Below are 24,556 nucleotides of genomic sequence, written 5' to 3' on the forward strand. Positions count from 1 at the left end.
GAGGCAGTTAATCCATTAAGTCATTAAATGCCTCAATCAAGTTAAACTTAACTATAAGAGAGTCAATTATGGCATATTCAGATAAAGTTATTGATCACTATGAAAATCCACGCAATGTGGGCAATTTGGATAAAGCTGCCAAAAATGTCGGCACAGGCATGGTCGGAGCCCCCGCCTGTGGCGATGTGATGCGTTTGCAAATTCAAGTGAGTGATGATGGCATCATTGAAGATGCTAAATTTAAAACTTATGGCTGTGGCTCAGCGATTGCCTCAAGCTCATTGGTCACAGAATGGCTAAAAGGCAAAACACTTGACCAAGCTGCCGCCATTAAAAATAAAGACATTGCCAATGAGCTTGCCTTACCGCCTGTCAAAGTACATTGCTCAGTACTGGCAGAAGATGCCATCAAGGCCGCCATTGAAGATTATCAAACCAAAGCACAAGCATAAATAAGCCCAACTATCCAGATAATCTAAACTGTAACGGTTGGTTTTGATGAATCAGCATATCAAAATGTAGTCAATTTCATCAATTTCATAGGTAAACAAAGGAGTCGCTATGATCAATTTAACCACACAAGCAGCACAACATATTAAAGATTTTCTTGAAAATCGTGGTAGCGGTGTTGGTATTCGAGTTGGTGTACGCACAGCTGGCTGTTCTGGTCTTGCTTATGTACTTGAATTTGTGGACGACCCAAATAATAGTGATGAGCGTTTTGAATCGCACGGCGTATCGGTATTTATTGACCCCAAAAGCTTGGTGTATCTAAACGGACTACAAATGGATTATGTCACAGAAGGCCTAAACTCTGGCTTTAAGTTCACCAATCCCAATCAAACAGGCGAATGTGGTTGTGGTGAATCATTTACCGTTTAATCGCCAATCTTGATAAGGAATTTATGATGAACAAAGCTAACTTTTTTGGTTTATTTGGGCTACCTATCGCATTTGATATTGATAAAAATGCGTTAAAATCAGCATTATTATCGCTACAAAAACAGCATCATCCTGATCGAGATGCCAATAAAGCCAGCACCAACCAAGCTTCGCTTATCAATCATGCCTATCAAGTCTTATCCCATGCCGACAGCCGAGCTGCTTATTTGCTTGAGCTGTCTGGTCAGGCAGTAGATTTGTCGCAGTCTATTAATGATTGGGACTTTTTAGATGAAATGATGGACTTGCGTATTCGCTTAGATACGACCGATGACAAAATGGTTTTGGATCAAATATCCAACCAAGTTCATGCACTCAGCCAAGAGCAATCTACAAGATTTATGCAAAATTATCAAAATCACACATGGGCAGAAGCAATAGATGCAACCCGTAAGCTCCAATTTCTTAGCAAATTACTGGTTGATATCGATGCCAAAGTTACCAAATTATTATCCCAAGGTCATGATGATGATTTGTATGTATAATCACACTGCTTTGACAAAACTTTTACCATACCAAGATGTTAAAATTTGACAAGTGTCATATCATACACACATTTTAATTGACTGTTAGGCTTAAAATGCCCAATCACTTAAGCTCTTATTTTTAGCCACATTAGCCAGTATAAGAATCCATCATGTCTTTATTACAAATCAGCGAACCCAATCAAAGCAAAAACCCCCATCAGCATCGTTATGCCCTTGGTATTGATTTGGGTACAACACATTCCTTGGTTGCCGTTGTCAGATCAGGACGCTCCGAAGTGCTTGCTTTTGGTCAGTCGCCACTGTTGCCATCGGTTGTTTATTATGGTAAAAAAAGCAGCCGCCCTATCGTCGGTAATGATGCCTTAAACTATGCCGATGACCATAAAAACACCATCATCTCCGCCAAAAGATTCATGGGGCGTGCCAAATCAGACATTAAATTTTCTCATCCTTATGATTTGTCTGGCAATCATCAAACCATGCCTGCTTTTTTAACCGCTCAAGGTGAAAAAAGCCCTGTAGAAACTTCTGCACATATTTTAAGACATCTAAAAAATCATGCCGCCGCTGCCTTACCACCAGACAGTATTCAAGGTGCGGTGATTACCGTACCTGCCTATTTTGATGACGCTCAGCGGGCCGCCACCAAAGATGCAGCGACCGCAGCAGGCTTAAATGTACTTCGCCTACTCAATGAGCCAACTGCAGCAGCAATTGCCTATGGCATCGATAAAAATACCGCTCAAGGAAATTATTTGGTCTATGATCTTGGGGGCGGTACTTTTGATGTCTCATTGCTTCGCTTATCTGAGGGTGTCTTTGAGGTACTTGCCACAGGGGGTAATTCTGCCCTTGGTGGCGATGACATTGACCGACTGATTGCACATTGGTTAATACAATCATCTCACCTGACCCCAGCAGATATTGATGAGACTGAAAAATCTCTCTTAGCAAAACTTGCCAAAACCTATAAACAAGCATTAAGTAGTCAAGACAGTGTTGTTATTGAAGTTGAGATTGGTGGTATTTTAGTCACGCAAACACTAAATAATGACATGTTAAGTGAGATTATACAACCTGTTATCCGTCGTACCATTCAATCTTGTGAACAGGTCATGCGTGATGCCAAAATTGACAAATCCAATCTCAATGACATCATTTTGGTGGGCGGCTCAACACGCATGCCAGTCATTCAAAATGCCGTTACAGCATATTTTGAGCGTACGCCGTTATGCAATATTAATCCTGATGAGGTTGTTGCTATCGGTGCTGGCATTGCTGCTGATCAACTGATTAATCAATCAAACGAAACGCTACTTCTTTTAGATGTGACGCCTTTATCGCTTGGGATTGAAACAATGGGTGGATTGGTGGAGGTTATCATTCCACGTAATACCCCCATTCCAGTGACTCGCCGTCAAGTTTTTACCACACATCAAGACGGACAAACTGGTATGATTATCCAAGTGGTGCAAGGTGAGCGTGATACGGTTGCCAATTGCCGAGGATTGGCACGCTTTGAGCTACATGGCATTCCACCGATGAAAGCAGGTTTGGCACGCATTGAGGTAACTTATGCCATCGATGCCAATGGTCAGTTGACGGTATCCGCTCGTGAAACGACGACAGACATCATCAGTCAAATTCAAGTCAGTCCAAGCTATGGTTTATCCGAAGAGCAACAAGAGCAGCTCTTGCAGGCGGGTTTTATTCATGCTGCTGAAGATAAAGCTGCTCGCATGCTCATCGAAACTAAAGTTGAAGCCCAAAGGGAATTACTTGCCTTACAGTCAGCTTTGGATGAATTTACCGATTTACTTAGCGATGAAGAACAGACAAATTTACGCCATCATATGCAAGTGACGGCAGATTCACTAAATACAGATGACAAGGCCGCCATTGACGAAGCCATCAAAGCCTTAAAGGTACACAGTGACCATTTTGCCAGTGTTATTATGGATAAAAATGTCAAAGACGCCCTTACTGGTACACGCACCAGCGACTGGTAAATTAAAGTAAATGTTTAATCAATTTTATAGATTAAATATGAATTTTATCTTAATTTTATCTTAATTTTATCTTAATTTAAGAAGAAAAGTTTAAATATTATTAATAAGAGAACATCATGACCGTTGTAACCATTTTACCTCATCACGAAATTTGCCCAGAGGGTGCAACCATCGAGGTTGCAGAGGGTGAAAATCTATGCCAAGCCATGCTCGAGCGTGGTATAAAAGTTGAACACGCCTGCGATATGTCCAAGGCATGCACAACTTGCCATGTTGTTGTACGACAAGGCTTTGATAGTCTAGAAGAAATGGATGATATTGAAGGCGATTTGCTTGACCGTGCTTGGGGTCTTGAACCAGATTCACGCTTATCTTGCCAGTGTATTGTTGCTGATGAGGATTTGGTGATCGAAATTCCAAAATACACCCTAAATCATGCCAAAGAAAACCATTAATTCACCACCCAAAAAGCCTGCAAATTGACAGCAGGCTTTTTATTACATTTAGATATTTGTGAGTATCTTGCTTTAGGCTTATGCCATGTTTATCGATGAACCAAGAGCATGGATAGACCGAAGTTGGACGCTGTGATTTTATTTTGGTTTACGGTATCGCTCATTAAAAAACACTCATAAGACTATTCATGAGTGTTTTTTGTATAAAAAGATACTTTAAGACCTAACATATATAGCCCATAATGCGTAAATTTTCCTTGGCATTATCAGGTAATTTATTTAACATGGTGGTTTTTAGCGTCTCATCACCTTTGTTTAGTACAAGGCTAATCAAAGGCAATACATCAAATGGTAAATTTTCGGCAGTTTGTGCAAAATCAATCAAATAACCAGCACCAATCACATCTTCATCAGCCATAACCCGCTGATACACCACTTGCCAAGACAACTCTCCTGCCCCACCATGCCTTAAAATCAAATGAATGGCTTGTAATGCTGTGTTTGGTGTCTCACAAATTGCCAAAATCTGCTCAGAAGCTTGCTTGATGGCTTGTATTTTTGTTTGATTACTCACAATTTCCCCCTATTTTAATGATTAACTTAATATGGTCAAATTCACAAAATACAAGCTTCACCTCTAATCACCCATCACTCGACCTTCTCGGCGTGGATCGGCACTGCCAACCAGCCTGCTTGGCTCGATAATAATGGCTTGAACACCTGAATTTAGCTTACGCACATCAGTCTTATAGCCCAAATCATTTAATGCGTGTTGCCATTGGACGGCGGTTGTATCCATCTCTAATTCATAGCTACCAAAACGATTTAATAAATTGGGTGCACTGATGGCATCTTGGATATCCATATTCCAGTCACGATGCCCACAATCGTCTTAGCGACATAGCCAATGATTCGGCTACCACCTGGGGAGCCGATTGCCATATAAGGCTTGCCTGCTTTAAATACGATGGTTGGTGCCATTGAGGAGCGTGGTCTCTTACCAGGCTCGACACGATTGGCGACCTGTTTGCCCTGCTTTATTGGCTCAAAACTAAAGTCTGTCAGCTCATTATTCAGCAAGTAGCCATTTGCCATCAAAGTTGAGCCAAACGCATTTTCAATGGAAGTCGTCATTGATAGCACATTACCCGCCTTATCCACAATTGAGATATGACTGGTAGAAGGTAACTCAATCGCTTGTGAGGATACCCACTCATGAATAAAATCCCTACAGATACGCTAGGCAGTGCCTTATCCGACTGCTTAAGCAGCTGGCTGCGATGTTTTAGGTAGTCTTTGGAAATCAACTGGCGAATGGGTACAGGTACAAAATCAGGGTCGCCCAAATATACATCACGATCCGCAAACGCAAGCCTTCAGCATCATACCCCACCTGATTGGGTGAAAATTCATTTAAAATCCCCAAAATCTGACCCACAGCAATCCCTGAGCTTGGTGCACTCATACCGCATACTTCATAAATACGATAAGTCACACAAACAGGCGGGCGTTCCACCACTTGATAATCAGATAAATCTTGTAAGGATAATTGACCGGGGTTATCCTTAGCATTTTGGACAACCGAAACGATATTTTGGGCATATTTACCAGTATGCAGAGCTTTTTGCACCTTGAACTGCTAACGCCTGAACACTGTCAGCAAATTCTAAATTTTTCAGCAAGCTGCCTGCTTGTAGCGGCACACCATTCGGCAAAAAATAAGCGGCTGTTTTTGGATAGCGTGCCAAATGCTGCCAATTTTGCTCAACCGAGATGGCAAGCCTTGGCGACACCTCAAAGCCTTGTTTTACCAAGTGGATCGGCGTACCAAATAATTTTCCCCAAGGAAATACACCGTATCGCTGATGTATTGTCTCCATCAGTTTAGGGATAGCAGGCGTACCCACCGAGCGACCACCGACCAACGCTTCCATAAATTTCAATAGCTGGCCATCTTTATCCAAAAATAACTCTGGCGTCGCACGCATCGGTGCCGTCTCACGCCCATCAAATGTGGTCAATGTTTTGGCGGTATTATCCCAATACAACACAAATGCACCACCGCCCAAGCCTGACGACTGTGACTCTACTAGGCTTAGTGTCGTCTGCACCGCCACCATCGCATCTGCAGCACTACCGCCTTATTTTAAGATATCATAGCCTGCTTGAGTTACTAATGGATTGGCTGATGCTACCATAAAATCACTTACAATCACCTGCTGTTGTTCGGTCAGTCCCGTTGCATGTTCAGGCGTGTGAGCGTCTGCACCTGTGATGACAGCAGAATTAGTATTAACCTTACCTTGATTGGCATGGATGACTTGACATCCAGAGATTGCCATAGACATTATCGATGCAGTCAATAAATATGTTTTAGCCATAAGCGCAACTTCGTCTGAGTTTGATTGATAATACATACAAATTATGCTGATTATTGTATGTAATATGGCTAAATAATTCAATCCAAACAATCAATCTTGACCATCAAAAAAGACCGCTAATGTCATCAGCAGTCTTTTTTTGATATTTGTTTAAGATATTAAGCAATCAGGCCTCTGGGCTATGCTCTTCAATGAGTGGTTTTAACTCACCTGATTGGTACATTTGTAGGATAATATCGCTACCACCGATTAACTCACCATTAACCCAAAGCTGTGGAAAGGTTGGCCAATTGGCGATGAGTGGTAGAGTACTGCGGATTTCTGGATTTTCTAGGATATTAACAAAAGCAAAGGGTCTACCAATTTGGGTCAGTACCTCTACTGCACGCGCTGAAAATCCACATTGGGGAAACTGGGGCGTGCCTTTCATATACAGTAGGACAGCATGGTCTTTGATTTGGTTTTCAATTAAGGTTTTGGTTTCTGGGTTGATGTCGGTCATGGTTCGCTCCGATTTGAGAAATTTGGGCTATTATGGGGGTAAATGGCGATTTTTACAAGGTGTATTTATGTAAAAGTTCAGCACTTGTAAGTACAGTGGCAAATTCACCATGCAAATTGGCAAGACTGATTTCATGGACAAGCTGACTGTCAAATCGCTCGCCAGTTGCTCCCATTCTATCAAAAGTCGCTGTGCCATCGGATACCACAAAAGTGGTAAAGCCCAAATTAGCTGCCATGCGTGCGGTTGTGGATACACAGTGGTTGGTTGTCAGCCCAACAAGAACAAGCGTATCAATGCCCGCTTTGGTCAGTTGCTGCTGTAAATCTGTGCCAATAAAACCGCTATTGACATGCTTTGTAATGACCGTTTCATGAGCTTGGGGCTTAGTCAGTTCAATCCAATTAAAACCTTGATGTGTGGGGTGTAAGCGTGATTGGGGCGTGGTTGATGAATGACGAATGTGAAAAATGGGCAAATCTTGCTCTCGCCAATGGCTAAGTAGTTCAAAACAAACCTGCTCACAATGTGGGTTATTGCGATGACCGCCCCAGTAGGCTTCATCATAAAAGCCTTGTTGTAAGTCAATGAGCAATAAAGCGGTATTTTTAGCAATCATTTAGACCCCATATTTATTTAGACCCATATTTATTATCAATGACAAAAACAAACCAAACACACCACTGTTTTTAATAAGCATGGTTTTTAATAAGCAGCACCGTTGCACTTGCCCAAATGCCCTCACCACGCCCTATCCAGCCCATTTTTTCGTTGGTGGTTGCCTTGATACTTACACAGTCTACACTGACACCCAACACGCCTGCAATGCACTCACGCATGGCAAGGTTGTGCGGTGATAGCTTCGGTAATTCACAAATGACCGTCATGTCAGCGTTGCCAAGCATGTAGCCTTGTGCTTGCACCAACGCATAAACATGTTTTAGCAAAACTTTGCTATCAGCACCTTGATAAGCATCATCTGTATCAGGAAAATGCTGCCCAATATCACCCAATGCCAACGCTCCCAAAAGGGCATCTGATAAAGCATGTAGCAGTACATCGCCATCTGAATGAGCCTTTATGCCATGGCTGTGGGGAATGCGTACACCGCCAAGCATCACAAAATCACCCTGTGTGAATGAATGCACATCTATGCCTTGACCGATTTTTATCATCATAAAGCCTTTTTGATTTGTTGTGGACAATGCTTGTAAAATGACTGGCAAGCCCCATATAATGGCACAAGTTTACCACAATCTGATAAAAAGAGACAACCATGAACGCCTACCGTCTATCTGATATTGCCCAATCTTATGGCAAAGCCCCCAAAGACATCAAAGTCATCGTTGGCATGTCTGGCGGTGTGGACAGCTCGGTATCGGCTGTTTTGTTACAACAAGCAGGCTTTCATGTTGAAGGCTTGTTTATGAAAAACTGGGAAGAAGATGATGGCAGTGAATACTGCACCGCCATGACTGATTTGGCTGATGCCCAAGCGGTGGCGGATAAAATCGGCATCAAATTACACACCGCTAACTTTGCCATGGAATATTGGGACAATGTTTTTGAACATTTTTTGGCAGAATACCAAGCAGGACGCACGCCAAACCCTGATATTTTATGCAACAAAGAAATTAAATTTAAAGCCTTTTTGGATTATGCGTCTGGGTCACAATTTGGACTTGGGGCGGATTTTATCGCTACAGGACATTACGCACGCCGTGGTTTTAGCCAAGATGGCAAGGCCCAGTTGCTGCGTGGTTTGGACACCAATAAAGACCAAAGTTATTTTTTACACGCTGTGGGGGGCGACAAAATCGCCAAGACACTTTTCCCCATCGGTGAACTTGAAAAACCACAAGTGCGAGCCATTGCCCAAAAATATGACCTTATCACCGCCAACAAAAAGGACTCCACAGGGATTTGCTTTATTGGTGAACGCAAGTTTAAGGATTTTTTACAACAGTATTTACCCGCTCAAAAAGGCGATATCTACACCGATGATGGCATAAAAATTGGCACACATGATGGCTTGATGTATTACACCATCGGACAGCGTGGCGGCATTGGTATTGGTGGTGTGGCAAATCGCCCCGAAGAGCCGTGGTTTGTGTTACACAAAGACCTGACAAATAACCGTCTCATCGTCGGACAGGGGCATGACCACGCCATGTTACAATCTGACGAGCTTACCGCTTATAAACTGGATTGGGGAATTGCTCCGCCTGCTCAGATTTTTGGCAAGCAAGGTTTTAGATGCACCGCCAAAACCCGCTATCGCCAGAGTGACCAAGATTGTACCGTCTTTGCCCTTGATGAGACAGGTGATACAGTCAAAGTGGTGTTTGATGATGCCCAGCGTGCGGTAACACAAGGTCAATCGGTCGTGTTTTATGATGGCGACATTTGCTTAGGGGGTGGGGTGATTGATGGGACAAATGCAAAGATTTATTGATTTTATTGTTATTTTTTGTTAAAATTATAAGCCATTTATCAAAATTCATCATACCAATGCTTCATCAAAACCCACCAAAATATTCATTTAACCATCAAAAAATCATCATCATTGCTTTGGCTTATGTTGGCGTCATCACAGGCGCTGGTCTATCTTCTGGTCAAGAGATATTTCAATATTTTGCAAGCTTTGGCAAAATGGGCATGATAGGCGTTGTGATTTTAGGGGTTTTGCATGCCATTTTTGGGGGCATTATTTTGGCATTGGGTTCGTTTTATCGTGCCAATGAACACAGCCAAGTCCTTGATAATATTGCAGGTCCTTGGGTAACAAAATTACTTGATTGGTCATTGATTGTCAGTGGTTTTACCTTAGGCTTTGTCATGATTGCTGGTGCTGGTGCTAATTTAAATCAAGAATTTGGGGCACCCACATGGCTTGGGGCAGCCCTTTGTTCGTTATTGGTGATTGGCATTAGCATGCTAAACTTTGAAAAAGTCACCGCTGTAATCGGTATCTTTACACCCATTGTGGTATTTATCATCTTCGCTTTGACACTCTACACCTTTGTTGGTAAAAGCTACGATTGGGATTACCTTGACCGCATTGCGTTATCAGAACCTCAAATTTTTCCCAATGCATGGCTGTCTTTAATCAACTATTACGCTTTGTGTATTATGACAGGTGCATCCATGGCGTTTGTGCTTGGTGGTAAAACCATGTATGTCGGTGAAGCTGCCCGTGGGGGATTTTTAGGGGGTGCGCTCATCGGCTTAATCAGTGCTTGCACCGCTTTTACCATCTTTGCCAACATTGATTTGATTTTAGATGCTGACTTACCCATGCAATTATTGGTGGCAAATGTTCATCCATGGCTTGGCACTTTGATGAGTTTTATCATTTTTGCCATGATTTTTAATACCGCCATCAGTTTATATTACTCGCTGGCCAAGCGTTTTTCAGGTGATGACAACCAGCGCTTTAAATGGATATTGATTGGCTTGGTTTTGGTCGGCTTTATCTTAAGCTTTGCAGGTTTTAAAAAACTGGTCTCAATCATGTTCCCCATCATTGGCTACATTGGTATGTTGCTTCTTGTCGTGTTGTTGTTGGCATGGATAAAAAACCATAAAAAGATTAAAACCGAGCGTATCAATCGCCGCCATATTTATGCTTTGATGCAAAAAAAATTAGACGATTCACAAAGTTTTAATAAAACCGATGAAAAACAGTTAAATAAATTGATTGAAAATTCGGTTATTAATGACCAAGAAATCAAGCAAGACATGACTCAGCTGGTTAAAGACAACCTAGATAAATCATGATAAGTCATCAATGCTTTACCATGATATAAAGCCAAACAGCACACATTGAACAACATTCACAACCCAATATTAAACAACCCCAAAATAAGCTTAGGAAATTTAAGACTATGCCGTTATCTGCCCTTACCGCCCTATCCCCACTTGATGGTCGCTATGCTTCTAAATGCGATGCTTTGCGTCCGTATCTGTCCGAATTTGGACTTATCCACGCTCGGGTTACTGTTGAAATCCGTTGGTTGCAAGCCCTTGCCAATCACCCACAGGTGATAGAAATTCAGCCATTTTCTGCCAAAACCAACCAACGCCTTGATGAAATTGTGCAAAATTTTAGCGAAGAAAACGCCCTGCGTATCAAAGAGATTGAACGCACCACCAACCACGATGTCAAGGCGGTGGAGTACTTTTTAAAAGAGCAAATCGCTGATATTGACGAGCTTAAAAATGCGGGCGAGTTTATCCATTTTGCCTGCACCAGCGAAGACATCAACAACTTATCACATGCCTTAATGTTAAAGGCAAGTCGTGATGTGCTGGCAAGCAGCATGCAACAACTCATTGACGCCATCGCCACGCTTGCCCAAACGCACGCCAATCAACCCATGCTCTCACGCACACACGGTCAAACCGCCAGCCCCACCACATTGGGCAAAGAAATGGCAAATGTTGCCTATCGCCTACACCGCCAATTAACCCAATTTAATCATGTGGAATTATTAGGAAAAATAAACGGTGCGGTTGGTAATTATAACGCCCATTTATCCGCTTATCCCAACATTGACTGGGCAGACCATGCCCAAAAATTCGTTACCAGTCTTGGTTTAACATTCAATCCATACACCACCCAAATTGAACCACATGATTATATGGCGGAGTTATTTGATGCCCTGCGTCGATTTAACACGATTTTAATCGACTTTAACCGTGATGTGTGGGGCTATATTTCGCTTGGTTACTTTAAACAAAAACTTAAAGATGGCGAGGTGGGTTCATCAACCATGCCCCACAAGGTCAATCCGATTGACTTTGAAAACTCTGAAGGCAACCTTGGTTTGGCAAATGCGGTCTTGGCTCATTTGGGCGAAAAATTGCCCATTTCACGCTGGCAACGAGATTTAACCGACTCAACCGTCCTTCGCAACATGGGCGTGGGTTTTGCCCAAAGTTTGATTGCCTTTGATGCCTGCTTAAAAGGCATTGGCAAATTGGAGATAAACGCCAATCGTCTTAATGAAGATTTGCACAATGCACAAGAAGTGCTTGCCGAACCCATCCAAACCGTCATGCGTCGCTATAATATAGAAAAACCGTATGAAAAATTAAAAACCTTAACCCGTGGACAAGCCATGACCCGTGAGATGATGCTGGATTTTATTCATGGTGATGAGCTAAATGCCGTGCCAGCAAGTGAGAAAAAACGCTTGGCGGACTTGACCCCCGCCACCTATATTGGCAATGCTGATATTCAAGCAAAAAATATTAAAGATTATTTTAAATAATTAATAATAATCTCTTATATAAAAATCACCGCTTAGTAAACTTGCGGTGATTTTTTTGGCTGGCTTTTGATAAGATTGGCAAGCGAATATTTTTTAAAATTAATTACGCTTTAGGTGCTTTATTTGAACCACTTGTCAGCTGAGCAAGTCTTTTGGTAACAAAGAGTGCTACAGGCAAACTAATCACCGCACCAATAACTACAGCACCAATGATATGCATACCTTTATCAAACCCAGTAACAAAAGCAACAATCATCAACACGCCAATAATCACTGTAAACGCAATTGAAAAAATCGCACTAAATAATGGTATATTCATATAAAACCCCATAGTTTTTGTGGAATACCCTATTTATACACTTTTTTTGCACAAATGTTAAGCGATTTTTCAAAAATTTCTATAAAATTTTTGTGATGCTGTGTTTTATGTACAAAAATTGCACCAAGCCTGCATAAATCACTTACATTTATCATCATTTATGCTAAAATTAATCGTTTTTGGCAACTGCGACAAGCATTTTTATAAGCATTTTTATCCAAGCTAGCTTAGTTGTCCCATCAATTTAGCCCATAAATACAAAATATCCGCTGCCTTTAGCCAAGGATTTTATATGAAAACCATGCAATCAAATGAAGTACGCCAAGCCTTTATTGACTTTTTTGTCTCAAAACAGCATACCCATGTTCCCTCATCAAGTCTCATTCCACACAATGACCCCACGCTGCTGTTTACCAATGCAGGCATGAATCAGTTTAAAGACACTTTTTTGGGGTTAGAAAAACGCGACTATGTGCGTGCTGTGTCATCACAAAAGTGCGTGCGTGCTGGCGGTAAGCATAACGACCTTGATAATGTGGGCTACACCGCTCGCCATCATACTTTTTTTGAGATGCTGGGTAATTTTAGTTTTGGTGATTATTTTAAAAAGGACGCCATTGCCTTTGCGTGGGAATTTTTAACTGATGAAAAATGGCTTGCCTTGCCAAAAGACCGTCTTTATGTGACTGTTTATCACACCGATGATGAAGCCTTTGATATTTGGCACAAAGACATCGGTCTGCCCCAAGAGCGTATCATTGCCATTGGCGATAATAAAGGCGGGGCGTACCAGTCCGATAACTTTTGGATGATGGGGGATACAGGCCCTTGCGGCCCTTGCACAGAGATTTTTTATGACCATGGTGAGCATATTTGGGGTGGTCTGCCCGGTACGCCTGACGAAGATGGCGACCGCTATATTGAGATTTGGAACTGTGTCTTTATGCAGTTTAACCGCCAAAAAGATGGCACAATGCAGCCGCTGCCTAAGCCGTCGGTTGATACAGGCATGGGGCTTGAACGCATCAGTGCCATCATGCAAGGGGTGCATGGCAATTATGAGACCGATATTTTTACCAAGCTGATGACAAAGGCGGTCAACATCATTGGCTTACCAACCGATACCGACATTCAAAATGAGCCATCTTTGAAGGTGCTTGCTGACCACATTCGTTCGGTGGCGTTTTTGATTGCTGATGGGGTTATCCCAAGCAATGAAGGTCGTGGCTATGTGTTGCGTCGCATCATTCGCCGTGCGGTGCGTCATGGCAACAAACTTGGGGCAACCGATGCATTCTTTTATCAGCTGGTTCACCCACTTGCTGACATCATGGGCGATGCCTACCCCCAACTGCGTCATGAACAGCACAAAATTGAACAAGCGATTTTAAAAGAAGAAGAACAATTTGCCAAAACATTATCGCAAGGGCTAAAACTGCTGTCGCAAGAATTGGACAGCTTACAGCAAGGCGATGTCTTAGCGGGTGAAACGGTGTTTAAATTATATGACACCTATGGCTTTCCTGCGGATTTGACCGCTGATATCGTGCGTGAAAAAGGCATCACCATTGATGAGGCGGGCTTTGAGCTGAGCATGGCAGAGCAACGCACAAGGGCGCGTGAAGCAGGCAAATTTGCCATGGATTATCACGCACTCATTCAAGTAGACAGTGCCACCGAATTTTTAGGCTATGAACGGCTTGATAATGACAGCACCGTGATTCATCTTTATCAAGATGGCAAGGCTGTTGATACACTGGCAGAAGGTGATGAGGGTGTGTTAATCCTTGATAAAACCCCATTTTATGCCGAAAGTGGCGGACAGGTGGGTGAGCTTGGCGAAATCAGCACCGAATCTGGCGTATTTGATGTGTTAGACACCCAAAAATCAGGACAAGCCATCATTCATCATGGGGTGGTGAAAATGGGGCATATTAACAACAATCAGTCAGCGACCGCCCAAGTGGCAAGTCAGGTGCGTGCGTCCAGTGCCAAAAACCACTCTGCCACTCATTTGCTACACGCCGCTTTACGCACCATATTGGGCGATGGGGTTAGCCAAAAAGGCTCAATGGTGAGCAGCGATTTGCTTCGTTTTGATTTTTCATATGACAAACCATTGACCGAACAAAACATCAGCCAAATTGAAACCATGGTAAACCAACAAATATTGGCCAACACCCCTGCCCATGTTGAGATTTTGGACATTGACAGTGCCAAAAACAAAGGGGCGATGATGCTCTTTGGCGAAAAATACGGCGATACGGTGCGTGTGCTGTCCATGGGTACAACCGATAAAGATGGCAAACCATTTTCTATTGAACTGTGTGGCGGTCTGCATGTGACTCGTACAGGAGATATTGGGCTGTTTAAAATCATAAGCGAACAAGGCATTTCAGCAGGTGTTCGCCGTATAGAAGCCGTCACAGGCATGGGAGCGGTTAATTATGTGCAACAAGGCGATAAGCAATTAAACCAACTTGCCAATCAGTTTAAAGCCAAACGCCATGAAATCGCCCAGCGTGTGGCACAGTTGAGCGACAAAAACCGTCATCTGGAAAAACAAATTGAACGGCTAAACCAAAAATTTGCCAGCCTACACGCCAATTCATTGATGGACAACCTAAAAAATATCCATGGTCAAAAAGTGCTGATTGCCACCGTCAATGGCATGGATAATAAAGCATTACGCACCTTATCAGACGACATGAAGTCAAAACTGGCCGATGGCATTGTGATACTGGCAAGCGTCTATACGGCAGACGGTGAAGACAAAATCGCCATGACCGCAAGCGTGGGCAAACACTTAACAGGCAAAATCAAAGCAGGCGACATCATCAAGCACCTAAGCGAAAACTTAGGTGGCAAAGGTGGCGGCAAACCAGACTTTGCCCAAGGGGGTGCAACCGACGTGGCGAACCTGCCAAAGCTGATGACTGGCTTGACAGATTGGATTGGGGAGAAATTGGGTTAAACTTTATCCATAGTGTCTTTTAATCAGCAAATGCCACAATATAGATTGCAAACCAAAATGTGTGCATGTTTGCCAAGCATTGCAATATATGCACACATTTTTTAATTATTTGTGCATAAAATGGAGAAGTCATGCCAGCAACCTTAGGCCAGTTATCAAGTGATATTGAAACCATTGATATCTTAAAATTAACTGTAGAAGCTCATAAGGCACTTGCAGAGTTAAAAGGTTTGGCAATGAAGTACATAACCATGTTCAAGCCATACACCTTGGATTTAATGAAATACACAAAACTGGACTTTTGACCAATAATACGATTATCGCCACCCAACAAACTTTAGAAGAAAATCGTGCAGGTTTTCGTACTCAACTTGGCACACAATTAAGAAATGAGCGTATAGGACAAGTTATGCGTAAAATATTGGCTTATAACTTCTGCTTTGTGAGTAATAAACAGTTAGGCAATCCCCCATTTCAGTTTGAGTTACTTATTTCAAGTTTCCAGTTGAGAGCGGGGTGTAAAAAATAATTTACAAATCGCCTATTTGATGAAATAATGCTTTTTTTGGATAAATTCAATTTAAATAAGGACATACACAGTATGACGCAAAATATCAACCATTTGGAAGGCGATACGCCAATAAAGCCCCATAAAGACAGTGGTTTTATGGGACACCCAAAACCCTTGCAACCACTATTTTTTACTGAGATGTGGGAGCGTTTTTCTTATTATAGCATTCGTCCTTTGTTAGTGCTGTTTATGGTGGCAACCATTCAAAGTGGCGGGTTTGGCTTTGATGATGTTACTGCTTCTGCCATTTATGGTATTTTTGCTGGGGCAATGTATTTAATGGCAGTGCCAGGTGGTTGGCTTGCGGATAACTGGCTTGGGCAAGAACGGGCATTGTGGTGGGGCAGTTTAATCATTGCCTTGGGTCATTTGTGCATTGCGTTATCTGCCATGGTGGGTGCGTCGGTGTTTTTTTTGGGGTTGATGTTCATTGTCATCGGTTCAGGGTTGTTTAAAACCTGTATTTCGGTGATGGTGGGGGCATTATATCCTGACGGTGATGGCCGTCGTGATGCTGGGTTTACGCTATTTTATATGGGTATTAACATTGGGGCGTTGTTTGCGTCTTTAATTGTGGGGATTTTTAAAGAACAAGGCATGTGGCATGTCGGCTTTGGGGTCGGTGGTTTTGGCATGTTGGTGGCTTTATTGTTGTACCGCTTTTATGCACATGCCAGCCTAAAAAAATACGCTCAAGAAAATAACATCACCCCTGTGTGGGAGTACCCCAGTGGTCAGGTTGCCAATGTGGGGCGGTGGGTTTTTGCGGTGGTGGCGGTGCTTACCGTGGTGGTTGGGTTAATTATGATGGGCATCATGCCATTTAATCCACAAGTGGTTGCTGAATACATGACTTATCTGATTGCAGGAACGATTGTTTTGTATTTTTTGTATCGCTTTATTAGCCCAAGTTTAAGCAAAAATGAAAAAGTTCGTTTGTTGATTTGTTTTTTACTCATCATTGGTTCGACCTTATTTTGGTCAAGCTTTGAGCAGCAGCCCACTTCTTTTAACTTATTTGCCGATCGTTATACCGATTTGAATGTGATGGGCTTTAACATTCCAAGCCTCTGGTTTCAATCTTTAAATCCATTTTTTATCTTATTGCTTGCCCCCATTGTCAGTGTGATTTGGGTCAAATTGGCAAATAAAGGGCTTGAACCAAGCAGTATGACAAAATTTGCTTTGGGCATGTTATTGGCAGCAGCAGGGTTTGGCTTGATGATTGTGGCGGCCAACCATGTGGTGAACCAACCCGGTACATTGGTATCACCCATGTGGCTGGTGGGCAGTTTGCTCCTATTGACACTGGGTGAATTGGCACTTAGCCCTGTTGGCTTATCATCAATGACAAAGCTTGCTCCTGAGCGAATGCAGGGACAAATCATGGGCTTGTTTTTTGCGTCGATTGCGGTGGGTAATCTGGTGGCGGCGTTTTTTGGTGGCTATGTCACCGCTGATACCATTAATGACTTACCCAACTTATTTGCCACCATGGCGATATTTTTGGTGGTGAGTGCGGTGATGCTGTTAATTTTGTCTCATCCCATCGAAAAAATGCTCAAGGACTCAGAAACACTTAAGCAGGCGGAATAAATGGCAGGCAAAATAAATCACAGATGAGATAAGTCGCAGATACAATGAGCCTTAGGGTTAGAATAGGACAAAAAAAATATGACCCTAGGGCTTGTTTTTAAATATTTAATATTAAACATTAAATAACGACCATTTTAATGACAGCTCATTTATGGTCTACTTTGTTTGATTGACTTGATATGGCTTACTTGACTTGATGTAAGTTACTTTAATAACTTTAAATACAAGTTACCCCACCCTTAACACCTTTAAGAGGGGATTAAAACAAAGAAGGCATGAACCTAAACTTTAATCAAAGACCAAAAAGATTAGAGGATAAGCCATGCCCATTGACGAATTTATCATCAATCGTCTTAAAAATGCTCGTGGCGATATTGAAACGGTGATTGATCGGTTGTTTGGGCGGTTTAATATGCAAAAGCTTAGAGCCAGAGATTTATGGCATTTGTCTCACAGATTTATGCGTAAAATATTGGCTTATAACTTCTGCTTTGTGATTAATACACAGTTAGGCAATCCCCATTTCAGTTTGAGTTGCTTATTTCAAGTTGAGAGTGGGGTTATAGAAGGAAATTCTTTATTTAAGGAAAGGTTTAAAATTTTATAACAGCCAAAGCGATAAATTGGCAGAATCTGGGGCGGAGTTTGAAGATAAATTATTAAAGGGGTGAAAAATTATTAATGATTAAAAGAACGAAGGATAATCACACTTATCATCTGATGAGGCTAAAATCCGCACCCGACCAACTTTGATATTAGCCTTGGGCGTCAGTATTGGCATACAGATGATAAAATGCTTGTCATATACCGCCCAATCCGCTAAAATATTTAGGTTTTATCAAAAAGCTGTTACAGCCAGTCTTAATCACCAAATTCACTACAACTGATTATAAATTAAAATCAGTGATGATCGTTATTTGATTTATAAGGTATCATTCATGGCATTAATCGTACAAAAATATGGCGGGACTTCGATGGGAAACATCACTCGCATCAAAAATGTCGCCCAGCGTGTCAAGCGTTGGTATGATAATGGGCATCAGGTTGTGGTGGTGGTATCTGCCATGAGTGGTGAAACCAACCGCTTAATCGGTTTGGCTCGTGAGATCAGCTCTGACCCGGACCCTCGTGAATATGATCAGATGGTCTGTACAGGTGAACAAGTTTCCATCTCTTTGCTTGCCATGGCATTGCAATCACTTGGTGTTGATGCCAAATCGATGACAGGTGATCAGGTCGCTATTCATACTGATGATACTCATACTAAAGCACGCATTCAAAGTATTGATACCGATTCTATTCTAAGCGAGCTTAATGCAGGTCGTGTCATTGTAGTTGCTGGCTTTCAAGGGATTGATGAACATGGTGATGTGACCACTTTAGGGCGTGGTGGGTCAGATACAACTGGCGTTGCTTTAGCAGCAGCCCTTAAGGCAGATGAATGCCAAATCTATACAGATGTGGACGGTGTGTACACCACTGACCCACGAGTAACACCCAAAGCCAAAAAACTCTCCAAAATCACTTTTGAAGAAATGTTAGAAATGGCATCTCTTGGTTCAAAAGTGCTACAAATCCGCTCGGTAGAATTTGCTGGTAAATATCAAGTGCCACTTCGTGTCTTATCCAGTTTTGATGAGGGTGATGATGGAATATTTGATGATAAATTTAAACAAACTGTCGGTACGCTAATTACCGCTGATGAAGGAGATGATATGGAACGCGCTGTAATCTCAGGCATTGCCTTTAACCGTGATGAAGCCAAAATTGTTGTACTTGGCGTGCCTGATCATCCAGGCATTGCATCTGCCATTTTAAGCCCAATTGGTAGAGCCAACATTGAGGTTGACATGATTATCCAAAACATGTCCGAAAATGGCGTAACCGATTTTAGTTTTACCGTGCCACGCGGTGATTTTAATAAAGCCATGAAAATCCTAAATGAGCAAGTCAAAGATGACATTGGAGCAAGCGATGTTGTTGGCACAAGCGATGTTGTCAAAGTCTCTATCGTGGGCGTGGGCATGCGTTCACATGCTGGCGTGGCAAGTAAAATGTTTGAAACACTGGCATCCCAAAACATTAACCTACAAATGATTTCAACCTCTGAAATCAAAGTCTCTGTACTCATCAAAGAAGAGTGTCTGGAAAAGGCAGTTAAATCACTACATACCGCCTTTGGTCTTGACCGTGAAGATGGTGAGAGCAAAGTAGCGGGCTAATCACACACCCACACCCTGATTTCAACAGTTATGACACAAAAAAATAACGAAATCTTTTGAAAAGTTACTGACAATCTGCTTAATGCCCCTTATAATATTGCGTTAAGCAGATTTTTTTGGGGTTAATCCGCCCCACAACCACACCAATTTGCGATAATGATGGATTAAAATGGGAAAATAACAGCAATTTGGTGGTATCAAAGGAGTATAATAATGCTAATTTTAACCCGCCGTGTTGGCGAAACCTTAATGATTGGTGATGAGGTCAGTGTAACTGTACTTGGCGTCAAAGGCAATCAAGTCCGCTTAGGTGTCAATGCCCCAAAAGACATCGCTGTGCATCGTGAGGAGATTTATCAGCGTATCCAACACGAACGCTCTATGCAAATGCACATGAGTCATTTAGAACAAGGTGGTAATTTTGCCCCACCCTCATTTGATGATGACGATTATTTTAACCGCTAAGCCATAGAGACATCATGAAAACAACAGACATTTCACGCATTTTAGCAGGTGTAGAATCAAATCAGCTGACCTTTCATGATGTGCTTGCTTTTATTGATGCACATTATAATTATCAGCCGATTGAATTTTCAAATGGCGAGGTGGCTAATGCACTAGGTACCAACGAAGGCAGTGCTAAGGTATTTAGCCTAGCAAAACAGCATGGGCTTAATAAAGTCGATACCCTAAAATTATTTGCAGAACACTATCGTGCTGTACAAAATACCCCTCAAGGTATTGATCATGCCAATATCCGTAATTTTATGCGTTATGGCTGGGCAGGAATCGGTATGCCAATCAATGCATTAACGCCAAAAAACTAGCCTAAGCCCAATCCATCGCCCTATTGCTGAAACTTTCGAAAATACCTTGTCAAGATATATAAGTTCGTGTATAATTTGGGCTTTAATTTTTCTGCTACTTCTTGATTGTCGTCGCCTTTAACGGTAAGAAATAAGTGGCTCAACCATTGAAAAGTCCTGCTTTATTTGTGCTGTGTCCATACCACAAATAACCAAGCACCAAGCATGACCGGCACACCTGATACCGCTCAATATCCGTGCCACTAAATTAGGAGTTCACCATGTCTCGAGTATGTCAAGTGACTGGAAAACGCCCACTTGTGGGTAATAATGTATCTCACGCACACAACAAAACCCGTCGCCGTTTTCTGCCAAATCTACACAACCATCGTTTTTGGGTAGAATCTGAAAACCGTTTTGTGCGTCTTCGTGTATCTTCAAAAGGTATGCGTATCATTGACAAGCATGGCATTGAAAAAGTGCTTGCCGATTTGCGTGCCCAAGGTCAAAAAATCTAACGATTTTTACCAATTACCGAATGGATAAAGGATACAATCATGAGAGATAAAATTAAACTCGTTTCTACCGCTGGTACTGGTTATTTTTATACCACCACTAAAAATAAGCGTACCATGCCTGGCAAAATGGAAATCAAAAAATTTGATCCAAAAATTCGCCAACATGTACTTTTTAAAGAAGCAAAAATCAAATAATTGATTTGTGCCAAAATCCCAGCTGAAACTTAGTTGGGATTTTTATTATACCAGTGTGATATAAATTTATGTATCAATTAATGAAAAAATATCGTTTGGTTTTTTGTATATTCTTTGGGCTGTGCTTTAGTATACCAGCTTGGGCAAATTCTTTTAAATTAATCCAAAGCTATCCTGTGCATCACCCTATTTTTATTCAAGGTTTACAGCTTGATGGCTCAAATCGATTGGTCTATTCAGCTGGCTTATATGGTCGGTCAGAAATCGGTTATCTTAATCTGGCAACAGGTGAAACATATGGCGTTAAAAAGCTTGCTCCGTCTGTTTTTGCTGAAGGCTTGACCGTTACCGATGATGGCATTTGGCAAATTACTTGGCGTGAACAGATGGCGCTTTTAAGAGATGCCAAAACATTGGCCATCAAAAAGACCGCACATTATTTGGGTGAAGGCTGGGGTTTGGCTTATGACAAACGGCAAAAAGTTTTATGGCTTTCTGATGGCTCATCCAAGCTTCAAAAATTAGATGCCAAAAATTTTAACAAGATTTCTGAGATTAGCGTTCAAAATAATGGTAAACCTGTTGAATATATTAATGAATTAGAATACGCCAATGGGTTTTTATACGCCAATATTTGGCAGAGCAATAAAATTATTAAAATCAACCCCAATACAGGCAAGGTACTAAACACCTATGATTTTAGCCCCTTGGTTGCTACGCTTAATCTTACCGATCCTGACAGCGTTTTAAATGGTATTGCTCATATCGGCGGACAATCGTTTTATATTACTGGCAAAAACTTTGGCGTTGTTTGGCAAGTTTTATTCACCCAATGACTGATTTTATCCTTAAAAATAAACCCAAATACCAGCAGAATAGCCATGACACATTGAAAATCTGATGACTATTTGCTATAATAGCTCCACTGGGGTACTCGCCAGCAAAGCGTATTCCTGAGCCGATACTTTTATCTTAGGATTTGGGCGACAATGCTTTGTTGTGCATGCCTGCATCTTTTTGATGTATCAGGAAGCCGTAATAAGCATGGCTCTTATCCGCCTTGAACTTCACGGTTCATGGTTTCCCTTTGTAGCGGTACCTTGGTTTTTTTCTTTAAGCCAGTGTTTGGATATTTTTACAAAATTTTCTAAAAAAATTTCAAAAAAATGTTGACAGCTTAATTTATTCTGCTATAATAGCACCCATCTTAAGCGAACTGCATAAGATAACCGACATTCCCCAATAGCTCAGTCGGTAGAGCATCGGACTGTTAATCCGTGTGTCCCTGGTTCGAGCCCAGGTTGGGGAGCCATATTTTAAAAAGTCCTTTAGAATTTTACTAAAGGACTTTTTTATTATATTCTAAAATACAACCCTGCTAAAACATAACACTTCTAAAATAAAATACGCATTTAAAACAATCTTGTGAATGGATTTAAATGCGTTTGGTGATATTTATTTCATTGATATTTAGAGCATCTTATTCTAAAAAACATCAGCATATAAGTTCATAAGATTGCCAATGTTCAGCGACAATCATTCATCATCCATCCAAAATTTTAGGGGTAAAGGTATCATGCCATTCATACGCCCTACCCTGATGGTATCAATATCAATGACCTTTTTTATCATCATATCAAGCGTATAAGGGACGAGTCGATGCTCAAGCGTTTGTACACGCTTTGCCAAGCTTTTGGGTGTATCCAAAACATCAACAGTAAGCCAAGCCTGCGTGAGTACTTGCCCCGCATCAAGCTTCGGTGTTACCACATGAATGCTGCAACCATGATATTTATCGCCCGACCACAACACCCGTTGATGAGTATCTAGCCCTTTATAATTTGGTAATAAAGATGGGTGCAAATTGATCATCGCACAAGGCATGTTATTGATAAATTGGGCAGATAATACTCGCATGAAGCCTGCCAGCACAACCAAATCAGGTGACCAATCTTGAATTTGCTGAAGTGCGTATTTCTCAAAAGTATTGATACTCATGCGTTTACCATTTGGTACATGAGACAATACTGAGACAAGAATGCCTGCATCTTTTGCTCGTGTAATCGCATAAGCATCTTCACGATTACTAATGACGCCAACAATATCAATCGCAAGGCTACCTGATTTCATGGCATCAATCATGACTTGTAAATTTGAGCCACTACCTGATACCAAAACAGCGACCTTAAGGGGTTTTTGGCTCATCAGGCATACACCACCGCATCATCAGTACGCTCAATAATCTGACCAATCTGCCAAACTTGTTCGCCTTCGGCAGTCAGTTTATTCATCGCCTGCTTGGCTTGATCGGCAGGAACAACCAAAATAAAGCCAACGCCACAGTTAAAGGTGCGATACATCTCTAAAGTGTCAATATTGCCGCCATGTTGTAGCCATTGGAAAACCTCAGGCAATGCCCAACTGCTGGTGTCTATCTGTGCCGCCAAATTTTTAGGTAGGACACGGGGCAGATTTTCGGTTAAGCCGCCGCCTGTGATATGTGCCATGGCGTGAATATTGGCATTACCCAAGGATTTTTGTAAGGCATTGACTGACTTGACATAAATACGAGTGGGTGCCATCAGTGCATCTGCCAACTTAGTGCCACTTTCTAGGGTTTGTGTATGAACATCAGTATTGGTTACTTCAATCACTTTACGCACCAGTGAATAGCCATTTGAATGCACGCCGCTAGATGCCAAAGCAAGTAATACATCACCTTTTTGAACATTTTCGCCAGTAATCACTTCTGACTCTTCGACCACACCGACACAAAATCCCGCCAAATCATAATCTTCATCTTGATACATACCGGGCATTTCGGCCGTCTCACCGCCAATTAATGCACAATTTGCCAACTGACAACCCTCGCCAATACCTGCGATAACGGTTGCAGCGGTATCAACATCAAGCTTACCTGTGGCATAATAATCCAAGAAAAATAGTGGTTCTGCACCACAGACCAATAAATCATTCACACACATTGCCACTAAGTCTTGGCCTATAGTTTCATGGCGATTAAGCTGTAGTGCAAGCTTAAGCTTTGTACCGACACCGTCGGTGCCTGATACAAGTAATGGTGATTTATAACCCGTCGGAATGCGGCATAACGCACCAAATCCGCCTAAGCCACCCATTACTTCAGGTCGGCTGGTGGCTTTGGCAACCGATTTAATACGCGAAACCAATGCCTCGCCTGCATCAATATCTACGCCTGCATCTTTATAGCTAAGTGGGGTTTGATCTGTCATATTTGACCCTTGTTAAAAATGAGATGTTACTTAAATTTTAATAATTATATC

27 protein-coding genes, 1 tRNA gene, 1 other RNA gene and 3 pseudogenes are annotated in these 24,556 nt (G+C 41.9%); 20 read left to right on the plus strand and 12 right to left on the minus strand.

All coding sequences use genetic code 11. The annotated features are described in order from the left end of the window. The first annotated feature begins 68 nt into the window (after window positions 1-68). From iscU to fdx, 5 genes are all read left to right on the plus strand, one after another. Window positions 69-452: a Fe-S cluster assembly scaffold IscU gene (gene iscU / locus A4U55_RS03865; RefSeq protein ID WP_003659322.1), complete on the plus strand. Its 384-nt coding sequence runs from the start codon at window positions 69-71 to the stop codon at window positions 450-452. Window positions 453-561: 109 nt separating this feature from the next. After that, window positions 562-882 (plus strand): iron-sulfur cluster assembly protein IscA, encoded by a 321-nt coding sequence (gene iscA / locus A4U55_RS03870; protein ID WP_003659320.1) that lies wholly within the window; start codon window positions 562-564, stop codon window positions 880-882. A gap of 26 nt (window positions 883-908) precedes the next feature. Beyond that, on the plus strand, window positions 909-1,427 hold the full coding sequence (gene hscB / locus A4U55_RS03875; protein ID WP_003659319.1) for a Fe-S protein assembly co-chaperone HscB: 519 nt from the start codon (window positions 909-911) through the stop codon (window positions 1,425-1,427). A gap of 152 nt (window positions 1,428-1,579) precedes the next feature. Continuing rightward, a complete protein-coding gene (hscA, locus tag A4U55_RS03880; RefSeq protein ID WP_003673693.1) occupies window positions 1,580-3,439 on the plus strand; it encodes a Fe-S protein assembly chaperone HscA in 1,860 nt (619 codons plus the stop codon). 116 nt (window positions 3,440-3,555) lie between these two features. Continuing rightward, on the plus strand, window positions 3,556-3,894 hold the full coding sequence (gene fdx / locus A4U55_RS03885) for an ISC system 2Fe-2S type ferredoxin (RefSeq protein WP_003660647.1): 339 nt from the start codon (window positions 3,556-3,558) through the stop codon (window positions 3,892-3,894). A gap of 223 nt (window positions 3,895-4,117) precedes the next feature. On the opposite strand, the gene A4U55_RS09005 is transcribed toward fdx, so the two are convergent. From A4U55_RS09005 to ispF, 9 genes and pseudogenes are all read right to left on the minus strand, one after another. Next, window positions 4,118-4,468 carry a hypothetical protein gene (locus A4U55_RS09005; protein WP_003659312.1) on the minus strand — a complete coding sequence of 117 codons (351 nt, stop codon included), beginning with the start codon at window positions 4,466-4,468 and terminating at the stop codon, window positions 4,118-4,120. A gap of 63 nt (window positions 4,469-4,531) precedes the next feature. Then, window positions 4,532-5,055 (minus strand): annotated as a pseudogene (locus tag A4U55_RS09395) (gamma-glutamyltransferase). After that, window positions 5,025-5,240 carry a gamma-glutamyltransferase family protein gene (locus A4U55_RS09400; protein ID WP_264753413.1) on the minus strand — a complete coding sequence of 72 codons (216 nt, stop codon included), beginning with the start codon at window positions 5,238-5,240 and terminating at the stop codon, window positions 5,025-5,027. The pseudogene A4U55_RS09395 and the gene A4U55_RS09400 overlap by 31 nt, the downstream one beginning before the upstream one ends. Next, window positions 5,198-5,524, minus strand: a complete 327-nt coding sequence (locus tag A4U55_RS09305; protein ID WP_250638052.1) for a gamma-glutamyltransferase — start codon at window positions 5,522-5,524, stop codon at window positions 5,198-5,200. Before A4U55_RS09305 ends, A4U55_RS09400 begins: the two co-directional genes overlap by 43 nt. Beyond that, window positions 5,499-6,014 carry a gamma-glutamyltransferase family protein gene (locus tag A4U55_RS09310; RefSeq protein WP_264753414.1) on the minus strand — a complete coding sequence of 172 codons (516 nt, stop codon included), beginning with the start codon at window positions 6,012-6,014 and terminating at the stop codon, window positions 5,499-5,501. The genes A4U55_RS09305 and A4U55_RS09310 overlap by 26 nt, the downstream gene beginning before the upstream one ends. 21 nt (window positions 6,015-6,035) lie before the next feature. Continuing rightward, the gene (locus tag A4U55_RS09315; protein WP_228141155.1) at window positions 6,036-6,236 is read right to left on the minus strand and encodes a hypothetical protein; all 201 of its coding nucleotides are present in this window, start codon (window positions 6,234-6,236) and stop codon (window positions 6,036-6,038) included. Window positions 6,237-6,441: 205 nt separating this feature from the next. Further along, a complete protein-coding gene (gene grxD / locus A4U55_RS03900) occupies window positions 6,442-6,777 on the minus strand; it encodes a Grx4 family monothiol glutaredoxin (protein WP_003671498.1) in 336 nt (111 codons plus the stop codon). A gap of 52 nt (window positions 6,778-6,829) precedes the next feature. Next, on the minus strand, window positions 6,830-7,396 hold the full coding sequence (locus A4U55_RS03905; RefSeq protein WP_063454037.1) for a cysteine hydrolase family protein: 567 nt from the start codon (window positions 7,394-7,396) through the stop codon (window positions 6,830-6,832). A 70-nt stretch (window positions 7,397-7,466) separates the two neighbouring features. Continuing rightward, window positions 7,467-7,955 carry a 2-C-methyl-D-erythritol 2,4-cyclodiphosphate synthase gene (ispF, locus tag A4U55_RS03910; RefSeq protein WP_036335221.1) on the minus strand — a complete coding sequence of 163 codons (489 nt, stop codon included), beginning with the start codon at window positions 7,953-7,955 and terminating at the stop codon, window positions 7,467-7,469. Window positions 7,956-8,053: 98 nt separating this feature from the next. On the opposite strand from ispF, the gene mnmA reads away from it, so the two are divergent. The 3 genes from mnmA (at window position 8,054) to purB (ending at window position 12,053) form a co-directional block, all read left to right on the plus strand. Further along, a complete protein-coding gene (gene mnmA / locus A4U55_RS03915) occupies window positions 8,054-9,232 on the plus strand; it encodes a tRNA 2-thiouridine(34) synthase MnmA (protein WP_038519846.1) in 1,179 nt (392 codons plus the stop codon). Beyond that, a complete protein-coding gene (locus A4U55_RS03920; protein WP_003659302.1) occupies window positions 9,229-10,557 on the plus strand; it encodes a YkvI family membrane protein in 1,329 nt (442 codons plus the stop codon). The genes mnmA and A4U55_RS03920 overlap by 4 nt, the downstream gene beginning before the upstream one ends. A 107-nt stretch (window positions 10,558-10,664) precedes the next feature. Further along, on the plus strand, window positions 10,665-12,053 hold the full coding sequence (gene purB, locus A4U55_RS03925) for an adenylosuccinate lyase (RefSeq protein ID WP_003659300.1): 1,389 nt from the start codon (window positions 10,665-10,667) through the stop codon (window positions 12,051-12,053). A gap of 103 nt (window positions 12,054-12,156) precedes the next feature. Here purB and A4U55_RS03930 read toward each other — a convergent pair whose 3' ends face one another. After that, window positions 12,157-12,372: a hypothetical protein gene (locus tag A4U55_RS03930; protein ID WP_003660657.1), complete on the minus strand. Its 216-nt coding sequence runs from the start codon at window positions 12,370-12,372 to the stop codon at window positions 12,157-12,159. 292 nt (window positions 12,373-12,664) lie between these two features. On the opposite strand from A4U55_RS03930, the gene alaS reads away from it, so the two are divergent. From alaS to A4U55_RS03985, 12 genes and pseudogenes are all read left to right on the plus strand, one after another. Next, window positions 12,665-15,346, plus strand: a complete 2,682-nt coding sequence (gene alaS / locus A4U55_RS03935) for an alanine--tRNA ligase (protein ID WP_063454038.1) — start codon at window positions 12,665-12,667, stop codon at window positions 15,344-15,346. A 131-nt stretch (window positions 15,347-15,477) separates the two neighbouring features. Continuing rightward, on the plus strand, window positions 15,478-15,651 hold the full coding sequence (locus A4U55_RS09045) for a hypothetical protein (RefSeq protein WP_003660662.1): 174 nt from the start codon (window positions 15,478-15,480) through the stop codon (window positions 15,649-15,651). Between the two features lie 296 nt (window positions 15,652-15,947). Beyond that, window positions 15,948-17,513, plus strand: a complete 1,566-nt coding sequence (locus tag A4U55_RS03940) for a peptide MFS transporter (protein ID WP_003660664.1) — start codon at window positions 15,948-15,950, stop codon at window positions 17,511-17,513. A gap of 352 nt (window positions 17,514-17,865) precedes the next feature. Continuing rightward, a pseudogene (locus A4U55_RS03945) lies at window positions 17,866-18,065 on the plus strand (IS982 family transposase); the annotation flags it as partial. A 386-nt stretch (window positions 18,066-18,451) separates the two neighbouring features. Further along, window positions 18,452-19,735, plus strand: a complete 1,284-nt coding sequence (locus A4U55_RS03950; RefSeq protein WP_003659286.1) for an aspartate kinase — start codon at window positions 18,452-18,454, stop codon at window positions 19,733-19,735. A gap of 213 nt (window positions 19,736-19,948) precedes the next feature. Beyond that, window positions 19,949-20,116: pseudogene (gene csrA / locus A4U55_RS03955) on the plus strand (carbon storage regulator CsrA); the annotation flags it as partial. A gap of 98 nt (window positions 20,117-20,214) precedes the next feature. Further along, window positions 20,215-20,562, plus strand: coding sequence for a HopJ type III effector protein (locus tag A4U55_RS03960; RefSeq protein ID WP_003659283.1), 348 nt, complete (start codon window positions 20,215-20,217; stop codon window positions 20,560-20,562). Between the two features lie 260 nt (window positions 20,563-20,822). Next, on the plus strand, window positions 20,823-21,059 hold the full coding sequence (rpmB, locus tag A4U55_RS03965; RefSeq protein ID WP_003659282.1) for a 50S ribosomal protein L28: 237 nt from the start codon (window positions 20,823-20,825) through the stop codon (window positions 21,057-21,059). Window positions 21,060-21,098: 39 nt separating this feature from the next. Continuing rightward, the gene (gene rpmG, locus A4U55_RS03970) at window positions 21,099-21,254 is read left to right on the plus strand and encodes a 50S ribosomal protein L33 (RefSeq protein ID WP_003659281.1); all 156 of its coding nucleotides are present in this window, start codon (window positions 21,099-21,101) and stop codon (window positions 21,252-21,254) included. Between the two features lie 80 nt (window positions 21,255-21,334). Continuing rightward, complete coding sequence (locus A4U55_RS03975) at window positions 21,335-22,090, plus strand: glutaminyl-peptide cyclotransferase (RefSeq protein ID WP_003666177.1); 756 nt, start codon at window positions 21,335-21,337, stop codon at window positions 22,088-22,090. An 83-nt stretch (window positions 22,091-22,173) separates the two neighbouring features. Next, window positions 22,174-22,365, plus strand: a non-coding RNA gene (gene ssrS / locus A4U55_RS03980) — 6S RNA. A gap of 125 nt (window positions 22,366-22,490) precedes the next feature. Continuing rightward, window positions 22,491-22,566: transfer RNA gene (locus tag A4U55_RS03985), tRNA-Asn, on the plus strand. Between the two features lie 224 nt (window positions 22,567-22,790). Here A4U55_RS03985 and purN read toward each other — a convergent pair. Together purN and purM are read right to left on the minus strand one after the other, a co-directional pair. Next, window positions 22,791-23,459 (minus strand): phosphoribosylglycinamide formyltransferase, encoded by a 669-nt coding sequence (gene purN, locus A4U55_RS03990; protein ID WP_063454039.1) that lies wholly within the window; start codon window positions 23,457-23,459, stop codon window positions 22,791-22,793. Further along, window positions 23,459-24,505 (minus strand): phosphoribosylformylglycinamidine cyclo-ligase, encoded by a 1,047-nt coding sequence (purM, locus tag A4U55_RS03995; RefSeq protein ID WP_003659278.1) that lies wholly within the window; start codon window positions 24,503-24,505, stop codon window positions 23,459-23,461. The genes purN and purM overlap by 1 nt, the downstream gene beginning before the upstream one ends. Window positions 24,506-24,556: the final 51 nt, after the last annotated feature.

The organism is Moraxella catarrhalis, assembly GCF_001632285.1.
Taxonomy (GTDB): domain Bacteria; phylum Pseudomonadota; class Gammaproteobacteria; order Pseudomonadales; family Moraxellaceae; genus Moraxella; species Moraxella catarrhalis.